17 protein-coding genes are annotated in these 14,415 nt (G+C 54.9%); 6 read left to right on the top strand and 11 right to left on the bottom strand.

The window, feature by feature from the left end:
• Positions 1 to 108 precede the first annotated feature (108 nt).
• The gene (locus tag OSH03_RS11895) at positions 109 to 1,035 is read left to right on the top strand and encodes a LysR family transcriptional regulator (protein ID WP_266179138.1); all 927 of its coding nucleotides are present in this window, start codon (positions 109 to 111) and stop codon (positions 1,033 to 1,035) included.
• Here the strand turns inward: OSH03_RS11895 and OSH03_RS11890 are convergent.
• Complete coding sequence (locus tag OSH03_RS11890; protein WP_266179137.1) at positions 1,030 to 1,722, bottom strand: aspartate/glutamate racemase; 693 nt, start codon at positions 1,720 to 1,722, stop codon at positions 1,030 to 1,032. The two genes, OSH03_RS11895 and OSH03_RS11890, sit on opposite strands and share 6 nt — an antisense overlap.
• A gap of 133 nt (positions 1,723 to 1,855) precedes the next feature.
• Here OSH03_RS11890 and OSH03_RS11885 point away from each other — a divergent pair, with 133 nt between their 5' ends.
• Positions 1,856 to 2,179: a cupin domain-containing protein gene (locus OSH03_RS11885; RefSeq protein WP_266179136.1), complete on the top strand. Its 324-nt coding sequence runs from the start codon at positions 1,856 to 1,858 to the stop codon at positions 2,177 to 2,179.
• 38 nt (positions 2,180 to 2,217) lie between these two features.
• Here the strand turns inward: OSH03_RS11885 and wzz(fepE) are convergent, their stop codons facing one another.
• The 6 genes from wzz(fepE) to OSH03_RS11855 form a co-directional block, all read right to left on the bottom strand.
• Positions 2,218 to 3,342, bottom strand: coding sequence for an LPS O-antigen length regulator Wzz(fepE) (gene wzz(fepE), locus OSH03_RS11880; protein ID WP_061097191.1), 1,125 nt, complete (start codon positions 3,340 to 3,342; stop codon positions 2,218 to 2,220).
• Positions 3,343 to 3,550: 208 nt separating this feature from the next.
• Positions 3,551 to 4,966: an arabinose-proton symporter AraE gene (araE, locus tag OSH03_RS11875; protein ID WP_028014298.1), complete on the bottom strand. Its 1,416-nt coding sequence runs from the start codon at positions 4,964 to 4,966 to the stop codon at positions 3,551 to 3,553.
• Positions 4,967 to 5,279: 313 nt separating this feature from the next.
• The gene (gene kduD, locus OSH03_RS11870) at positions 5,280 to 6,041 is read right to left on the bottom strand and encodes a 2-dehydro-3-deoxy-D-gluconate 5-dehydrogenase KduD (protein WP_266179135.1); all 762 of its coding nucleotides are present in this window, start codon (positions 6,039 to 6,041) and stop codon (positions 5,280 to 5,282) included.
• A gap of 63 nt (positions 6,042 to 6,104) precedes the next feature.
• Entirely contained in the window at positions 6,105 to 6,941 is an 837-nt protein-coding gene (kduI, locus tag OSH03_RS11865; RefSeq protein ID WP_045260916.1) for a 5-dehydro-4-deoxy-D-glucuronate isomerase, read from the bottom strand.
• A gap of 235 nt (positions 6,942 to 7,176) precedes the next feature.
• A complete protein-coding gene (locus OSH03_RS11860) occupies positions 7,177 to 8,355 on the bottom strand; it encodes an acetyl-CoA C-acetyltransferase (RefSeq protein ID WP_061097188.1) in 1,179 nt (392 codons plus the stop codon).
• Positions 8,356 to 8,448: 93 nt separating this feature from the next.
• A complete protein-coding gene (locus OSH03_RS11855) occupies positions 8,449 to 9,315 on the bottom strand; it encodes a LysR family transcriptional regulator (RefSeq protein WP_266179134.1) in 867 nt (288 codons plus the stop codon).
• 104 nt (positions 9,316 to 9,419) lie between these two features.
• Between OSH03_RS11855 and OSH03_RS11850 the strand changes: the two genes are divergently transcribed.
• Both OSH03_RS11850 and OSH03_RS11845 read left to right on the top strand, forming a co-directional pair.
• Positions 9,420 to 9,881 carry a multidrug/biocide efflux PACE transporter gene (locus OSH03_RS11850; RefSeq protein WP_020687112.1) on the top strand — a complete coding sequence of 154 codons (462 nt, stop codon included), beginning with the start codon at positions 9,420 to 9,422 and terminating at the stop codon, positions 9,879 to 9,881.
• 119 nt (positions 9,882 to 10,000) lie between these two features.
• The gene (locus tag OSH03_RS11845; protein WP_266179133.1) at positions 10,001 to 11,230 is read left to right on the top strand and encodes an amino acid permease; all 1,230 of its coding nucleotides are present in this window, start codon (positions 10,001 to 10,003) and stop codon (positions 11,228 to 11,230) included.
• Between the two features lie 36 nt (positions 11,231 to 11,266).
• Here the strand turns inward: OSH03_RS11845 and OSH03_RS11840 are convergent, their stop codons facing one another.
• Positions 11,267 to 11,737: an Lrp/AsnC family transcriptional regulator gene (locus OSH03_RS11840; protein ID WP_061097185.1), complete on the bottom strand. Its 471-nt coding sequence runs from the start codon at positions 11,735 to 11,737 to the stop codon at positions 11,267 to 11,269.
• A 114-nt stretch (positions 11,738 to 11,851) separates the two neighbouring features.
• Here OSH03_RS11840 and OSH03_RS11835 point away from each other — a divergent pair, with 114 nt between their 5' ends.
• Entirely contained in the window at positions 11,852 to 12,463 is a 612-nt protein-coding gene (locus OSH03_RS11835; protein ID WP_253543230.1) for a LysE family translocator, read from the top strand.
• 27 nt (positions 12,464 to 12,490) lie between these two features.
• Here OSH03_RS11835 and OSH03_RS11830 read toward each other — a convergent pair whose 3' ends face one another.
• Positions 12,491 to 12,763, bottom strand: a complete 273-nt coding sequence (locus OSH03_RS11830; protein ID WP_014071634.1) for a GNAT family N-acetyltransferase — start codon at positions 12,761 to 12,763, stop codon at positions 12,491 to 12,493.
• A 10-nt stretch (positions 12,764 to 12,773) separates the two neighbouring features.
• Positions 12,774 to 13,004 carry a 4Fe-4S mono-cluster protein YjdI gene (gene yjdI, locus OSH03_RS11825; protein WP_253543231.1) on the bottom strand — a complete coding sequence of 77 codons (231 nt, stop codon included), beginning with the start codon at positions 13,002 to 13,004 and terminating at the stop codon, positions 12,774 to 12,776.
• A gap of 270 nt (positions 13,005 to 13,274) precedes the next feature.
• On the opposite strand from yjdI, the gene OSH03_RS11820 reads away from it, so the two are divergent.
• Positions 13,275 to 13,670, top strand: a complete 396-nt coding sequence (locus tag OSH03_RS11820; protein WP_061097182.1) for a hypothetical protein — start codon at positions 13,275 to 13,277, stop codon at positions 13,668 to 13,670.
• Positions 13,671 to 13,729: 59 nt separating this feature from the next.
• On the opposite strand, the gene OSH03_RS11815 is transcribed toward OSH03_RS11820, so the two are convergent.
• On the bottom strand, positions 13,730 to 14,344 hold the full coding sequence (locus OSH03_RS11815) for an outer membrane beta-barrel protein (protein WP_061097181.1): 615 nt from the start codon (positions 14,342 to 14,344) through the stop codon (positions 13,730 to 13,732).
• Positions 14,345 to 14,415 lie beyond the last annotated feature (71 nt).

Genomic DNA, 14,415 nt, shown 5'->3' with positions numbered 1-14,415 from the left:
CAATTCATTTTTTATGATTACGCCACAGCGGAAGAAGAATAAAAAATATCGTTTTATCGCGAGTCTATGCAAAAATGATATGGACAGTTTTTTACTTTCAGGTGCCCTATGCCCGCCGTCAATTTACGCCACATCGAGATTTTTCACGCCGTGATGACCACCGGCAATCTCACCGAAGCCGCGCAAATGCTGCATACCTCGCAGCCGACGGTCAGCCGCGAGCTGGCGCGCTTCGAGAAAGTGCTGGGGCTGAAGCTGTTCGAACGCGCCCGGGGCAGGCTTCACCCGACGGTGCAGGGGTTACGCCTGTTTGAAGAAGTGCAGCGCTCCTGGTACGGGCTGGACAGAATCGTCAGCGCGGCGGAAAGCCTGCGCGAGTTTCGTCAGGGCGAGCTGTCGATTGTCTGCCTGCCTGTCTTCTCTCAGTCCTTCTTGCCGACGCTGCTCCAGCCTTTTTTGGCCCGCTATCCCGAGGTCAATCTCACCATCGTGCCGCAGGAGTCGCCCCTGCTTGAAGAGTGGCTGTCGGCACAGCGCCACGATCTCGGACTGACCGAAACCCTCTCGACCCCCGCAGGAACGGCGCGCACGGAACTGCTCGCGCTGGATGAAGTGTGCGTACTGCCCGCCGGGCATCGGCTTGCCCACAAAGCGGTGCTGACGCCCGCAGATTTTCACGGTGAAAGCTACATTAGCCTGTCGCAAACGGACAGCTACCGGCAGCTGCTGGATACGCTTTTTGCTGAGCATCAGGTGAAGCGGCGGATGGTCGTGGAAACGCACAGCGCGGCGTCAATATGCGCGATGGTGCGTGCGGGCGTTGGCGTCGCGGTCGTCAATCCGCTTACGGCGCTGGACTATGCAGGAAGCGGGATCGTCATCCGCCGTTTTAGCGTTTCCGTCCCGTTCACCGTAAGCCTTATCCGCCCGCTGCACCGTCCGGCTTCCGCGCTGGTGGACGCATTCACCGAACACTTAGTTGAGCATGCGCGTGAGGTGGCGCTTCGCTTACCTGACCTGCAAAACCCGTTATGACAGCATAAATTCCACGGCATCTGCCGCGTGAATGGCCGCGGTATCAAATACCGGGACGGGGCTTCGTTCGGCCGGCACCAGCAAACCGATTTCCGTGCAGCCGAAAATCACCCCTTCAGCCCCCTGCTGCGCCAGTTTCTCTATTACGCTGACGTAATATGCGCGGGAGGTTTCGCAGAAGGTTCCGAGGCAGAGCTCGTCGAAGATAATCTGATTGATGCGCGCCCGGTCCCCCTCATCCGGGATCAGGCTTTCAATCCCAAACTCGCTTTGCAGGCGCCCGCGATAGAAATCCTGCTCCATGGTGTAACGCGTGCCCAGCAAGGCCACGCGCGACATTCCCGAAGCGCGAATGGCGCGTCCGGTGGCGTCCGCGATGTGCAGGAACGGCAGAGAACAGCGCGCTTCAATGTGCGAGGCTACTTTGTGCATCGTGTTGGTACACAGCAGAATGCCCTGCGCCCCCGCACGCTCCAGCCCCAGCGCGGCATCGGCCAGGATTTCTCCGGCTTTATCCCATTCGCCGCTCGACTGGCAGGCTTCGATTTCATGAAAATCAACGCTGTGCAGCAGCAGGCTCGCGGAGTGCAGGCCGCCCAGACGCTGCTTTACCCCTTCGTTAATCAGGCGGTAATAAGGGATAGTCGATTCCCAGCTCATCCCACCTAACAGGCCAATCGTTTTCATCATCCCTCCTTATCTGTTTAAGCCAGTGAAGCAAACTTGTGATCCTGTTTCCAGTTCTTTATTACGTCGTTTTCTTTTTAAGCTGGCCGATGTAAATTAAATAAAACACTGTTTTATTGCTAAGGGCGAAGCCATGTTTATGTTCCACAAAGAGACCGCCTCTGAAGACTTGGGGAACGGCGTTACGCGTCGCGTGCTGGCACACGGCGGCAGGATGATGGCGGTTGAAGTGCATTTTGAGCAGGGCGCGATTGGCCCGCTGCATAACCACCCGCACGAACAGTTAACCTATGTTCTCTCCGGCGAGTTTGAATTTACGATTGGTGAAGAGAAGCATGTCGTGACGGCCGGAGATACGCTCTACAAAAAACCGCATGTGATGCACGGCTGCGTCTGCCTCAAGGCCGGCACGCTGCTGGACACTTTTACGCCTGTTCGCGAGGATTTCCTGAAATAAAAAAAGGCGCTGTTTCAGCGCCTTTATGTGTGCAGAATTTATTCCGTTACCGGCTCTGGCAATGGGTTTCGGCTGAGCATGGCCTCACGGAGTAACACGCTGCCGCAGGCAAACAGAGCGCCGAGGATCGCCGCCAGAATCACAATCATGCCTTTGCCCGGACCGTCTTTTTTCACCGGCATGGAGGGCGAAAGCTGATACCTGAATGGCTCAAGCTTAACGTCTGCGAAGGAGAGTTTTTTCAGCTGCGCCAGGTAATATTCCCGGTTCTGGAAGTCCGCGTTCAGCTCCGTCACGTCCTTCAGATTTTTTTCAATCTTTAGCTTTTCCGCGATACCGTCAGCTCCGAGCGCAACGGAGTAATCCGGATCGTCTTTTACCGCCTGTCCGTTGCTGTAGACGGGCTTCTTAATGCCCGCGGCATTCGCCACTTCCAGTGAATAGTTCAGCCGCTGCAGGTTGGTGTTATGCACATTGGTCAGACGAACGCGGTCGAGCGCAAGCTGCTGTTCTACCTCGTTCGTTTTGAGGGCGATCTGGTTGCGGATATTCTGCACCGTCTCTTTCTCAACGATTGCCGAGATATAGTTGATATACCCTTCCAGGACGGACTGGGCATCGGCTGCGGTCGGCGCGGTGAAGCTCAATGTCCAGGAGACGAAAGGCGCTTTATCCGCGTCTTTTCCCTGAACATCATTCACCGCTTTCATTCTTTCTGCAATATTGACAACCGCACGGTGCAGTTCAAGCGGGTCCACTTCCGCATTTTTAAGCTGCGCCATCACGTAAGGGGAAGAGGTCATATACTCTTCAAGCAATGACTGCGACTGGAATTTTTTAATAAACAGGTCAAAGACTTCCTGACGGGTAACCGGCACCTTCACATCAAGAACCTGCAGCGCAACCATCATCTGGCGCAGCGGGTTCCACTGCGTCTGTTCCGCCGGAGTGATCACCGCTTTACTGGTCCATTTTTGCGGTAGCAGAAGCGCAATTGCCAGACCTGCCAGCGCGAAAACAAAGATAATGGTGGCAATACGTTTTTTCGCGGTAATCAGAACATCTAACAGACCCAGAAGATCGATCTCTTTTGAACTGACTGCTGGAGGGGCATATGAGGGAAAATCGAGGTCCGTGTTTTTTTTGAAATCCATTGCTGACATAGCCGTTCTTCTGTTTCGAGTGCAGTAAATTCCTGCCGGGTGAGTTCAGTTGCCCGATAATACAAGAAACTAAGAATAATCTGAATGCGAGAATGGACTATCTGAGGAATTGCTATCAAAGTTGGTAGTTATTTACGGCATTACTCGTATGAATCATCGTGTAAACCAAAAAGCCGGGTGACGGCTGCGCCTTACCCGGCATAAATCCTTACACGCCGATATTTCGCAGTTTCTCTCCGCTCATCAGCTTGCGTTCAATATGCTCCAGCGTCACGCCTTTGGTTTCTGGAATCAGCCAGAATGTCACGCCAATAAACGCCACGTTCAGCACCGTGTAGAGCCAGAAGGTTCCCGCCGCGCCAATCGCATCCAGCAGCGTCAGGAAGGTCGCGCCGATGATCATGTTCGATACCCAGTTGGTGGTGGTGGAACAGGTGATACCAAAATCGCGGCATTTCAGCGGCTGAATTTCAGAGCACAGGATCCACACCACCGGCGCGGCGCTCATCGCGTAGCCAGCAATACACATCATGGTCATGCCCACGGAGAGCCAGGAGAGGCCGCTGGACGCCGTGCCGTTATCAAACTGCATCAGGCAGTAGCCGAGGATCAGCGTACCGAGCGCCATCACGCTAAAGCCGATCTTCAGCGCCGGTTTACGTCCGGCTTTATCGACGGTGAATACCGCAATAAAGGTCGCGAACATAAAGGTCAGCCCCACCACCAGCGTGGCGATCATCTGCTGTTCGGTGGTGGTAAAACCGGCCATTTTGAAGATGCGCGGCGCGTAATACATGATGATGTTCATCCCGGTGAACTGCTGCATCGCCTGCAGCAACATGCCGAGGAACACCGCGCGGCGCACGTTGCGGTTAGCCTTAAACAGCGACCAGCCGCCCTGCTTCAGCTTCAGGCTTTCGCGGATCTCGTTCAGCTCTTCACGCGCTTTCTCAGACGTGTCGCGCAGCATGCGCAGCACCTCTTCCGCCTCCACGTGACGCCCTTTTTGCGCCAGCCAGCGCGGGCTGTTGGGCAGGAAGATCACTAAAACAATCAGCACCACCGCAGGCAGCGCCAGCACGCCGAGCATCGCCCGCCAGTTACCGCTGTAGCTGAAGTACGTATCGGACAGGAACGCCAGCACGATGCCCAGCGTCACCATCAGCTGGTACATGCTGATCATCTTGCCGCGCACGTTCTCGCTCGCCATTTCAGAGAGATACAGCGGCGCGGTGTAGGAGGCAATCCCCACCGCCACCCCCAGCAGCACGCGGGAGAGCAGTAGTACTTCAACGTTAGTGGCAAACGCCGAGCCAATGGACCCGGCAACAAACAGGACCGCCCCGACCATCAGGCTGTACTTACGCCCAAGGCGGAACGAAAGCCAGCCGTTAAACAGCGCGCCGATGGCCGCGCCGAGCATCATGCTGCTCACCACCCACTCCTGAAGGCGGTTACTCAGCGTGAAGTGATCGGTAATAAACGGCAGCGCCCCGGCGATAACGCCGATATCCAGACCAAACAGCAAACCGGCCACGGCTGCCGCAATGGAGACAAACTGGTTCATGCGGCGGGTATCGCGCAGCGCGGCGGGCATCAGGGTAGAGTCATTTATAGATGTCATATTTTTCCTGCCTCAACAGCAAAATTCGTTAAGTGAAATTACGAGATAGCGGGGAAAAGTGTCAGGCCGGAATTCGTGAAGATATGGATTATTTCGCTATGGCATAGCGATCTGTGATGGACATTACAATTTCAACTAATGCTGGATAATCACCTAATTTTACTAATTCCTTAATTTTTCAGTAATAAAAGTGTGATGGCAGTCATCTATGAATTTTAAGTATGGATTTTTCGTGTTTATCAATATGGACTTTGTCAAATTTTAAGCAAAAAAAACCTCCGCCGAAGAGCAGAGGTGTTTGTCATAAGTAAGGTTATCGCGCCAGCCAGCCGCCATCAACCGCGACGGTATAACCATTGATATAGTCCGAAGCCGGGGAAGCCAGGAACACAACCGGCCCCATCAGATCGCTCGGCAGCCCCCAGCGGCCCGCCGGAATACGCTCCAGGATCGCCGCACTGCGTTCTTCGTCTGCCCGCAGCTGCTGGGTGTTGTTGGTGGCCATGTAGCCCGGCGCAATCGCGTTGACGTTGATGTTGTGCTGCGCCCATTCGTTCGCCAGCAGGCGGGTCACGCCCATCACCGCGCTTTTCGACGCGGTGTAAGACGGCACGCGGATGCCGCCCTGGAAGGAGAGCATCGAGGCGATATTAATGATCTTGCCGCCCTTCCCCTGCGCGATGAAGTGCTTCGCCGCTGCCTGCGACATAAAGAACACGCTCTTGATGTTCAGGTTCATGACGTCGTCCCAGTCGGTCTCGCTGAAGTTGATCGCGTCTTCACGGCGGATCAGCCCCGCGTTGTTGACCAGAATGTCGATATGGCCATATTCCGCCACGGCGCGATCCAGCAGCTCCGGAATGGCGTCAATTTTACGCAGGTCGGCGGTCAGGCTGAGAAAACGGCGGCCCAGCGCGGTCACGCGTTCGATGGTTTCCGTGGGCTCAACGATGTTGATCCCGACGATATCACAGCCCGCTTCCGCCAGGCCTAACGCCATCCCCTGGCCCAGTCCGGTGTCACACCCGGAAACCACGGCCACTTTACCCTGCAGAGAAAATGCATCCAGAATCATGTTTGTTCCTTACTCTTTCAGCGCCTGTCATCAACAGGCAGATGTATGCTTAACTGCCCGCGACTAGCGCAGATCCTTAACCGCGACGTGGTCCATGTCATCGAAGACCTGGTTTTCTCCAACCATCCCCCAGATGAAGGTATAGGCTTTCGTCCCCACGCCGGAGTGAATGGACCAGCTGGGTGAAATCACCGCCTGCTCGTTATGCATGACGATATGGCGGGTTTCCTGAGGCTGCCCCATCATGTGGAACACGCAGGCGTCTTCATCCATGTTGAAGTAGAAGTAGACCTCCATGCGGCGTTCGTGGGTATGGCACGGCATGGTGTTCCACAGATTGCCCGGGGCCAGTTCGGTCAGCCCCATGCTGAGCTGGCAGGTTTCCAGCACATCCGGAACGAAGTATTTATTGATGGTGCGGCGGTTGCTGGTGAGGTTATCGCCCAGCGTCACGGGCGCAACGTCCGCGGGCGTCACTTTTTTGGTTGGATAAGCGGTGTGCGCGGGGGCGCAGTTATAGTAAAACTTCGCGGGCTTACCGCCGTCGATGCTGGCAAAGACCACCTCTTTCGCCCCTTTGCCGACGTACAGCCCGTCGCGGTGGCCAATCTCGTAGCACTGGCCGTCCACGGTAATCGTGCCCGGCCCGCCGATGTTAATCACGCCCAGTTCACGACGCTCCAGGAAGTAGCTTACGCCCAGCTGCTTGCCCACTTCACCGCCCACGGAGACGGTTTTCGCCACCGGCATAATGCCGCCCACGATAATGCGGTCGATGTGGCTATAAACCATGGTGTACTTATCGGCTTCGAACACCTGCTCAACTAAAAACTCGCTGCGCAGTCCCTGAGTATCCAGCGTTTTGGCGTGCGCGCTGTGGATGCTTTGTCTGACGTCCACGGTAACCTCCAGATGTGGTCATGCCCGAAGGCAGAAATTAAACGAAACGACGTTTCGTTTTATGATGAGCACATACTAGCGGCATAAAATAGGGTTTTCAATTGCAATTAAAACAACGTTTCATTTTTTATTTTTGTTTATAACAGAAATGACGCGCGGATCACGATTACTCCTCATGAGGAGAAGACCACGATAAAAAAAACCTCCCGGAGGAGGTTTTTTCAGTGTGGAGAGATTAGCGTTCGATAGCGAGCGCCACGCCCTGTCCGCCGCCTATACAGAGGGTAGCGATCCCTTTGCGCGCGTTTCGCTTTTTCATTTCGTGGACCAGCGAAACCAGGATCCGGCAGCCGGACGCGCCGATGGGATGCCCCAGCGCAATTGCCCCACCGTTCACGTTGACCCGCAGCGGATCCCACTCCAGCATTTTGCCGACCGAGATCGCCTGCGCGGCAAAGGCTTCGTTCACTTCAATCAGATCCACATCCGAAAGCTGCCACCCTGCGCGCTCCAGGCAGCGACGGGTAGCGTAAACCGGCGCAATCCCCATTAACGCAGGATCCACGCCCACGCTGGCAAACGCCTTAATGCGGGCCAGCACGGGGAGATCGAGCTCAAGGGCTTTGCTTTCGCTCATCATCATCACGGCGGCGGCACCGTCGTTAATGGAAGAGGCATTTCCCGCCGTGACCGAGCCCTGGGTTTCAAACGCGGGATTCAGTCTCGCCAGGCCTTCCGCGCTGGCGTCGGTGCGCGGCTGTTCATCGGTATCTATCACGATAACCTCGCCGTTCTGACGCTGCGTGCTGACCGGAACAATCTCGTCGCAAAAGCGACCGGAATCAATCGCGGCACGCGCTTTTTGCTGCGAACTGAGCGCATAGGCGTCCTGCAATTCGCGGCTAATGCCGTACTCGCGCGCCAGGTTTTCTGCCGTCACGCCCATATGATAGTCGTTGAACGCGTCCCACAGCCCGTCATGCACGAGGCTGTCGAGCAGCTGGCTGTTGCCCAGCTGCGCCCCGGTACGGCTGTCGGTCAGAACGTGCGGCGCGCGGCTCATGTTCTCTTGTCCGCCAGCAATAACCACATCCGCTTCACCGCACTGAATGGCCTGGGTGGCGAGATGCAGCGCTTTTAATCCTGAACCACAGACGTCGTTGATGGTGATGGCGGATACGGTATTGGGCAGCCCGCCCTTTAGCGCCGCCTGGCGCGCAGGGTTTTGCCCGGCCCCGGCCGTGAGGACCTGCCCCAGGATCACCTCGTCAACTTCATGGGCGGCGATCCCGCTACGTTCCACCAGCGCTTTAACGACCACGCTGCCCAGGTCAACCGCCGAGTGACGCGCAAGCGCTCCCTGAAAACAGCCGATAGCCGTACGCAACGCACCCACTATTACGACATCTTTCATCACGACCTCTGTGTTAAATGACATGACGATAGTAGAGGATTGTTACTGGCAATTATCTTAATTGTTTAAAAATAGTGAGTTTAATCACAAGGATTAGCGTGCATCCTGCAGATACTGCCGCAGCCAGCTTCCGGCAACGCCGGGAGGGGATCGTTTATTCCACAGCAAATCAATGCCGATCGCCCGTGGCCAGCCGGGAACATTGAGCTGTACCAGCGACTTCGCGGCGGCGAATTCATCCACCAGCGCGCACGGCAGCACGCACCAGCCGAACCCCTGGACGGCCATACTCAGCAGTAGCAGGTAGTTCGGCGCTGACCAGACGGGCCCGCACGCGATCTCAGCCTCGCGTTCAAGATAGGTGCTGAGCCTCAGCTCCCGCCAGCCGTGCAGCTCGTCGCTCTGCACCTCGTGTTGTCCGGCGAGCGGATGCGTGGTCGCGACGTATATCGCCATTCGGGTCTGCACCGGCAGCCGGGTAGCGCCAATATCCGTCGGGTAACCGTCTCGCGCTTCCGTCAGGCCCACCTGCGCGCGCTCCTTTTGCAGCAGATCGATCACGTCCTCTTCCTCGCCAATCAGGCATTCGAATTCCGTGTGGGGAAAGCGGGCGTCAAACTGCTTCATCAGATCTTCCAGCACGTCGGGGTTGAGGGTATCGGAGAGGACAAACGTCAGACGCGCCTCGGTCTGTGCCGTTAACGACACCGCCAGCTCATCGAGCCGCGTGCTGGCGGCGAGGATGGCCTGCACGTAGCCCAGCACCTGTTCTCCCTGGACCGTTAACACCGGCTGGCGCGCCGAGCGGTCAAACAGTTCGAACCCCAGATCGGCTTCAAGATTGGCAATGGAGGTGCTGATCGTCGACTGGCTTTTACGCAGCCGGCGCGCGGCAGCAGAAAAAGAGCCTGCCGCAACGGTCTCAACAAACGCGGTAAGGGCTTCAGGTGAATAGCGCATACACTATCTACTTTATCGATGGATACTATCTTTAATATATCAGCTTTAGCGATAAAAATAGGCTGCATCAACGCCCATACCGGCGAATTAATGAGGTCTACACTATGCAACATCAGGATGCACTCCAACGCAAGCTGCCGGAGCGGATCTTTCATGCTGTCTGTTTCGAAGGGATTGCCACGGCAATTCTCGCCCCCACGGCGGCGTGGCTGATGCAGCGCTCGGTGGTGGAGATGGGTGGGTTAACCATTATCCTGGCTACTACCGCCATGCTCTGGAACATTATCTATAACTTCGGTTTCGACCGTTTCTGGCCTGTCCAGCGGGTCAAACGCACGGCTAAGGTTCGCGCGCTGCACGCCCTGGGGTTCGAATGCGGGTTTATTGTGATCGGCGTGTCGATTGTCGCCGCCGTGCTGGGCGTGACCCTGCTTCAGGCATTCACGCTGGAAATAGGTTTCTTCCTGTTCTTCCTGCCGTACACCATGTTCTATAACTGGGCGTACGATACCCTGCGCGAGAAATTTCTTAAGCGTCGCCAGCAACGACGCGCTCTGGCAGGCTAAACCTCCACTGGCCGGACGTCCGTTCCGGCCAAACTCCGTCGAAGCAACTGCGCTCTCCGGGCATAACTATGGTAAATTGCACGCCATTCTGATGGTTTGTTAGTTGAAACGTTGCTCTAATGTCGAAAATTTGGTCAAAAGATGAGACTCTCTGGAGTTTCGCTCTCTATGGCACGGCCGTGGGCGCAGGAACGCTGTTCTTGCCCATTCAGCTGGGCTCCGCAGGCGCTATTGTCCTGTTTATCACCGCCCTTGTGGCCTACCCGTTAACCTACTGGCCGCACCGGGCGCTGGCGCAATTTATTCTCTCGTCAAAAACCAAAGGTCATGAAGGGATCACCGGCGCCGTCTCTCACTACTACGGTAAAAAGATTGGCAATCTGATCACCACGCTCTATTTCATCGCCTTTTTTGTGGTGGTGCAGATTTATGCGGTGGCCATAACCAACTCGTTAACCGAGCAGCTGGCGAAACACCTGACGGTGGATACCGCCGTTCGCGTGCTGGTCAGCCTGGGGGTGGTGCTGGTATTGAATCTGATCTTCCTGATGGGACGGCATATCACGATAAAAGTGATGGGCTTCCTGGTGTTTCCGCTGATTGCCTATTTCCTGTTTGTCTCGATCTATCTCACCGGAAGCTGGCAGACCTCGTTGCTCACCAGGCAGATGGCCTTCGATCGCCATACGCTGCACCAGGTTTGGATTTCAATTCCGGTGATGGTGTTTGCCTTTAGCCATACCCCGATTATCTCAACGTTTGCCGTTGACCGTCGCGAGAAGTTTGCCGACGGAGCCATGGATAAATGCAAGAAGATCATGAAGGTGGCGTACCTGATTATCTGCCTGAGCGTGCTGTTCTTTGTCTTCAGCTGCCTGCTCTCAATCCCGCCTTCCTATATTGTGGCCGCCAAAGAGCAGGGGGTAACGATCCTGTCAGCGCTGTCGATGATGCCCTCTTCTCCCGCCTGGCTGGGGATTTCGGGAATTATCGTGGCGATCGTAGCGATGTCGAAATCGTTCCTCGGCACCTATTTTGGGGTGATTGAAGGGGCGACGGAGATCGTGAAGTCGTCGCTGAATCAGGTAGGCATTAAAAAGAGCCGCGCCTTTAACCGCGCGATTTCCATTATGGGAGTGTCGTTAATCACCTTTGCGGTCTGCTGCATTAACCCGAACGCCATCTCAATGATTTACGCCATCAGCGGCCCGCTTATCGCCATGATCCTGTTTATCATGCCGACGCTGTCGACGTATCTGATCCCTTCCCTGAAACCGTACCGCTCCATTGGCAGCCTGCTGACGCTGATCGTCGGCGTGCTGTGCGTGTCGGTGATGTTTGTTGGCTAACCCCCTTTCATGCCCGACGTCTGTCGGGCATGCCTCTTAGTCCCGCCCCGCTGATTCCAGCGGAAAAGGTCTGTCCTGCACTACCGTTTTCATGACAAGCGTAGAGCGAAGGTGCTGCACGCCGGGCATGGCGGAGAGTTTCTCGTCATAGAGTTTCTGAAAAGCCGACAGGTCGCGGGTCACGACGTGCATCAGATAATCCGGATCGCCAAACAGACGCTGTGCCAGCACGATCTGCGGGATCTCTTCTACCGCCTCTTCAAACGCGCTTACCGCCTTTCGGTCACCCTCTTTTAGCGTCGCAAACACTATCGCCAGAAAGTTAAAGCCCATTTTGGCGGGGTCGAGGCTGGCACGGTATCCCGTTATGGCCCCGCTTTGCTCCAGCGCCCGCACGCGACGATGGCACGGCGAGAGGCTCAGATTCACCCGTTCAGCCAGCTCGGTCAGGGATAAGCGGCCATCAGACTGTAGCTCCGCAAGAATTTTTCGATCGATGCTATCCATGTGGAAGATTTTCTCATTTTAACCGTGTTATGAGCATAACATTGAAAACCTATTTCGCAGGGTTAGCGATATTCTTTTTCTCAACTTTGACGCACTGCGGGAGTCTTCAGGACGATGGAAATGAGTATTGTGGCCGGCTTTTGGGTGGTTTCTTTTCTGCTCATCATGACGCCGGGTGCCGACTGGGCCTACGCCATTAGCGCCGGGATTAACGGGAAACGCGTTGTCCCGGCTGTGATGGGGTTGATGTCCGGGCATCTTTTAGCCACGCTGATTGTGGTGGCTGGCGTGGGCGTACTGATTGCTCAACATCCGCTGGCATTAACCGGGCTGACCCTCGCGGGGGCGATATATCTCCTGTGGCTTGGCATTACGCTGTTACGTCACCCCGCCGCGCCGGAAAAGGCCACCCACCACGCGGGAAACTGGAAACAGTGGGCGGTGAAAGGGCTCTGCATTAGCGGCCTTAACCCGAAAGTTTTTTTGCTGTTTCTGGCGCTGCTTCCGCAGTTTACAGATCCGGCCGGAAGCTGGTCGATAGCGATGCAGATGTCCGCGCTTGGCGTGATGCACCTGGTCACCTGCACGCTGGTCTATCTGCTTGTGGGGTATGGTTCGAGAGCGGTGCTGGCGACCCGGCCGCAGGCGGCGCGTCTGGTGAGCATGGCATCGGGAGGGATAATGGTGCTGATCGCGTTGATACTGCTGTTTGAACAGATGAGATAAAAAAACACCGGCCATCGCCGGTGTGTTTTACGCCCGAATATCGTCATATTCCCGCGTGTTATCAAATTCATGCTTCGCAAACGGGCACAGCGGGATAATTTTGCGGTTCTCACCGCGCATCTTCTCAACTACTTTCGCCACCAGCTGCTTGCCAACGCCCTGCCCCTTCAGGCTCGGATCGACATCGGTGTGCTCAATGATGCTCAGGTGCTCGCCGGTCGGCACGAAGACAATCTCTGCGACCTGATTGCCGTCTGCATCATTCACGTAAAACTTGTTATGGCCTTCCAGAATATCCATGGTTCCTCGCTTATTTTTGGCGGTACTTCAGCGCACCGCTCGGGCAGGTATCAATCACGCTTACAACCGTTTCCACGTCTACTTCGTCGGGAATAATCCACGGCTTGCGTTTCAGATTAAACAGCTTTGCGCTTCCACGCACGCAGTTACCGGAGTGTTTGCAGATCCCGGTGTTGAAGTAAACGTCAATTTTCTCGCCGGTATAGGCCCGGTAACCCGCATCCAGTAGTTCTTTATCCATGACATTGCCTCTGTAATTATTCTCGTGCTGAATGAAGCATAGCCTTACGGGATCCTGATAGCTATCTCGAAAAGCCAGCTCACAACGCTTATCTTGCCGGATTGCGTCCCCCTGCGTACGTGGATGGCTGCGCATACAGGCTGTTTTATATATAAAGCGTGAACTAGCGTTCTATTCCCGGTGAGATGTTTAAAATTAAACAAGTTTAATCTGAAGATATGCCTGTCGTTTACGATAATGTCCGCTCTGCTTATTTAACACGAGTTACCCATGAAGACACGGTCATTATTACTGACTCTGCTCAGCCTCAATTTATTAACCGCCTGCAGCGCTTCTGCGCCAGATAAGGTTGAACAGATACACCATATGCAGGTCCCGCTAGTTTTACCGGGAGAAAAACCGCCTGCCGTTCCGGCATCGCATATTGCAGCGCTTTATCAAGAGAATAAAGTACAGATAGACAGATTGTCAGCACAGCTGAAATCAGAATATTTACAGCACGCTACCGCGAAGGATATTTTCACCGAAGACAGCTCCGTTCAGCCAGTCTACGCCTCACTGACAAAACTGGAGCAGCTTGAACTGATTAATCAGCAATACCTGAAAGATAAAAACGTTATCGGCCTGCAAAAGATTAAACTTGCTCTTGAGCCTTTAGTCACTTAAATGGCACAAAGCCCAACTGCTGAGCAGTCGGGCTTTTATCATTGAGAGGCTAACAACGATTAATCGTGCTGTCCAAAACGCCATGTCAGACCTGCCGTTACGGAGCTTACGTCGCTGCTGACGCCAATCTGGTTGGCATTACCCACATTGCTTACCCATTGATATTCGAGGCGGCCAGCCAAATTTTTGTTGAACGCATACTCCGTCCCCACCGCGGCAAGCGGGCGAACGCCTGTATCGAAACGATTGTGACCACTTACATCAGATTCTGCGCGATAGGCCATCGCCCCGGCGCGACCATAGATATCCCAGCTGTCGGTCACGGCATAGCTGGCTTTTAAGGACATCTGCAGCCCCTGGCTTTTCATTTGTGCGCCCGCGCTGTGGTTACCTTTCATCTGCATATTTCCTAAATAATCGTAACCACCTTCTACTGCCAGCCAGGGTGTCATCTGATAGCCAGCGTAAACCCCGCCACCGACGTTATCATGATCGATATTATACTGGCTGGAGCCATTGTTATTATCGCTCGCTTTAGAACCGGTGCTGGCGTCAAAATAGTGTGACCAGCCGAATTTAGCCCCGCTATACCATGTACCTGTATCTGCAGCTGCAAATGCAGTTGTGGCTGTGAACGCGTTAGCAATAATTAATGCGAAAAGTGTCTTCTTCATACAAATCCCGTTTACTCTGTTGAATAGTTTCAGTGAGCAAACGATATAGACAAACGAGAGCAACGTGAAAT

This window comes from Enterobacter nematophilus (assembly GCF_026344075.1).
Classification (GTDB): Bacteria; Pseudomonadota; Gammaproteobacteria; order Enterobacterales; family Enterobacteriaceae; genus Enterobacter; species Enterobacter nematophilus.
This window is presented reverse-complemented; position numbering and strand designations above follow the sequence as displayed.

Excerpts from the sequence above, each read along its gene's own strand:
- OSH03_RS11895 (WP_266179138.1), top strand. The coding sequence starts at position 109 with ATGCCCGCCGTCAATTTACGCCACATCGAGATTTTTCACGCCGTGATG.
- OSH03_RS11890 (WP_266179137.1), bottom strand. The coding sequence starts at position 1,722 with ATGAAAACGATTGGCCTGTTAGGTGGGATGAGCTGGGAATCGACTATC.
- OSH03_RS11885 (WP_266179136.1), top strand. The coding sequence starts at position 1,856 with ATGTTTATGTTCCACAAAGAGACCGCCTCTGAAGACTTGGGGAACGGC.
- araE (WP_028014298.1), bottom strand. The coding sequence starts at position 4,966 with ATGACATCTATAAATGACTCTACCCTGATGCCCGCCGCGCTGCGCGAT.
- kduD (WP_266179135.1), bottom strand. The coding sequence starts at position 6,041 with ATGATTCTGGATGCATTTTCTCTGCAGGGTAAAGTGGCCGTGGTTTCC.
- OSH03_RS11860 (WP_061097188.1), bottom strand. The coding sequence starts at position 8,355 with ATGAAAGATGTCGTAATAGTGGGTGCGTTGCGTACGGCTATCGGCTGT.
- OSH03_RS11855 (WP_266179134.1), bottom strand. The coding sequence starts at position 9,315 with ATGCGCTATTCACCTGAAGCCCTTACCGCGTTTGTTGAGACCGTTGCG.
- OSH03_RS11850 (WP_020687112.1), top strand. The coding sequence starts at position 9,420 with ATGCAACATCAGGATGCACTCCAACGCAAGCTGCCGGAGCGGATCTTT.
- OSH03_RS11845 (WP_266179133.1), top strand. The coding sequence starts at position 10,001 with ATGTCGAAAATTTGGTCAAAAGATGAGACTCTCTGGAGTTTCGCTCTC.
- OSH03_RS11840 (WP_061097185.1), bottom strand. The coding sequence starts at position 11,737 with ATGGATAGCATCGATCGAAAAATTCTTGCGGAGCTACAGTCTGATGGC.
- OSH03_RS11835 (WP_253543230.1), top strand. The coding sequence starts at position 11,852 with ATGGAAATGAGTATTGTGGCCGGCTTTTGGGTGGTTTCTTTTCTGCTC.
- OSH03_RS11830 (WP_014071634.1), bottom strand. The coding sequence starts at position 12,763 with ATGGATATTCTGGAAGGCCATAACAAGTTTTACGTGAATGATGCAGAC.
- yjdI (WP_253543231.1), bottom strand. The coding sequence starts at position 13,004 with ATGGATAAAGAACTACTGGATGCGGGTTACCGGGCCTATACCGGCGAG.
- OSH03_RS11820 (WP_061097182.1), top strand. The coding sequence starts at position 13,275 with ATGAAGACACGGTCATTATTACTGACTCTGCTCAGCCTCAATTTATTA.
- OSH03_RS11815 (WP_061097181.1), bottom strand. The coding sequence starts at position 14,344 with ATGAAGAAGACACTTTTCGCATTAATTATTGCTAACGCGTTCACAGCC.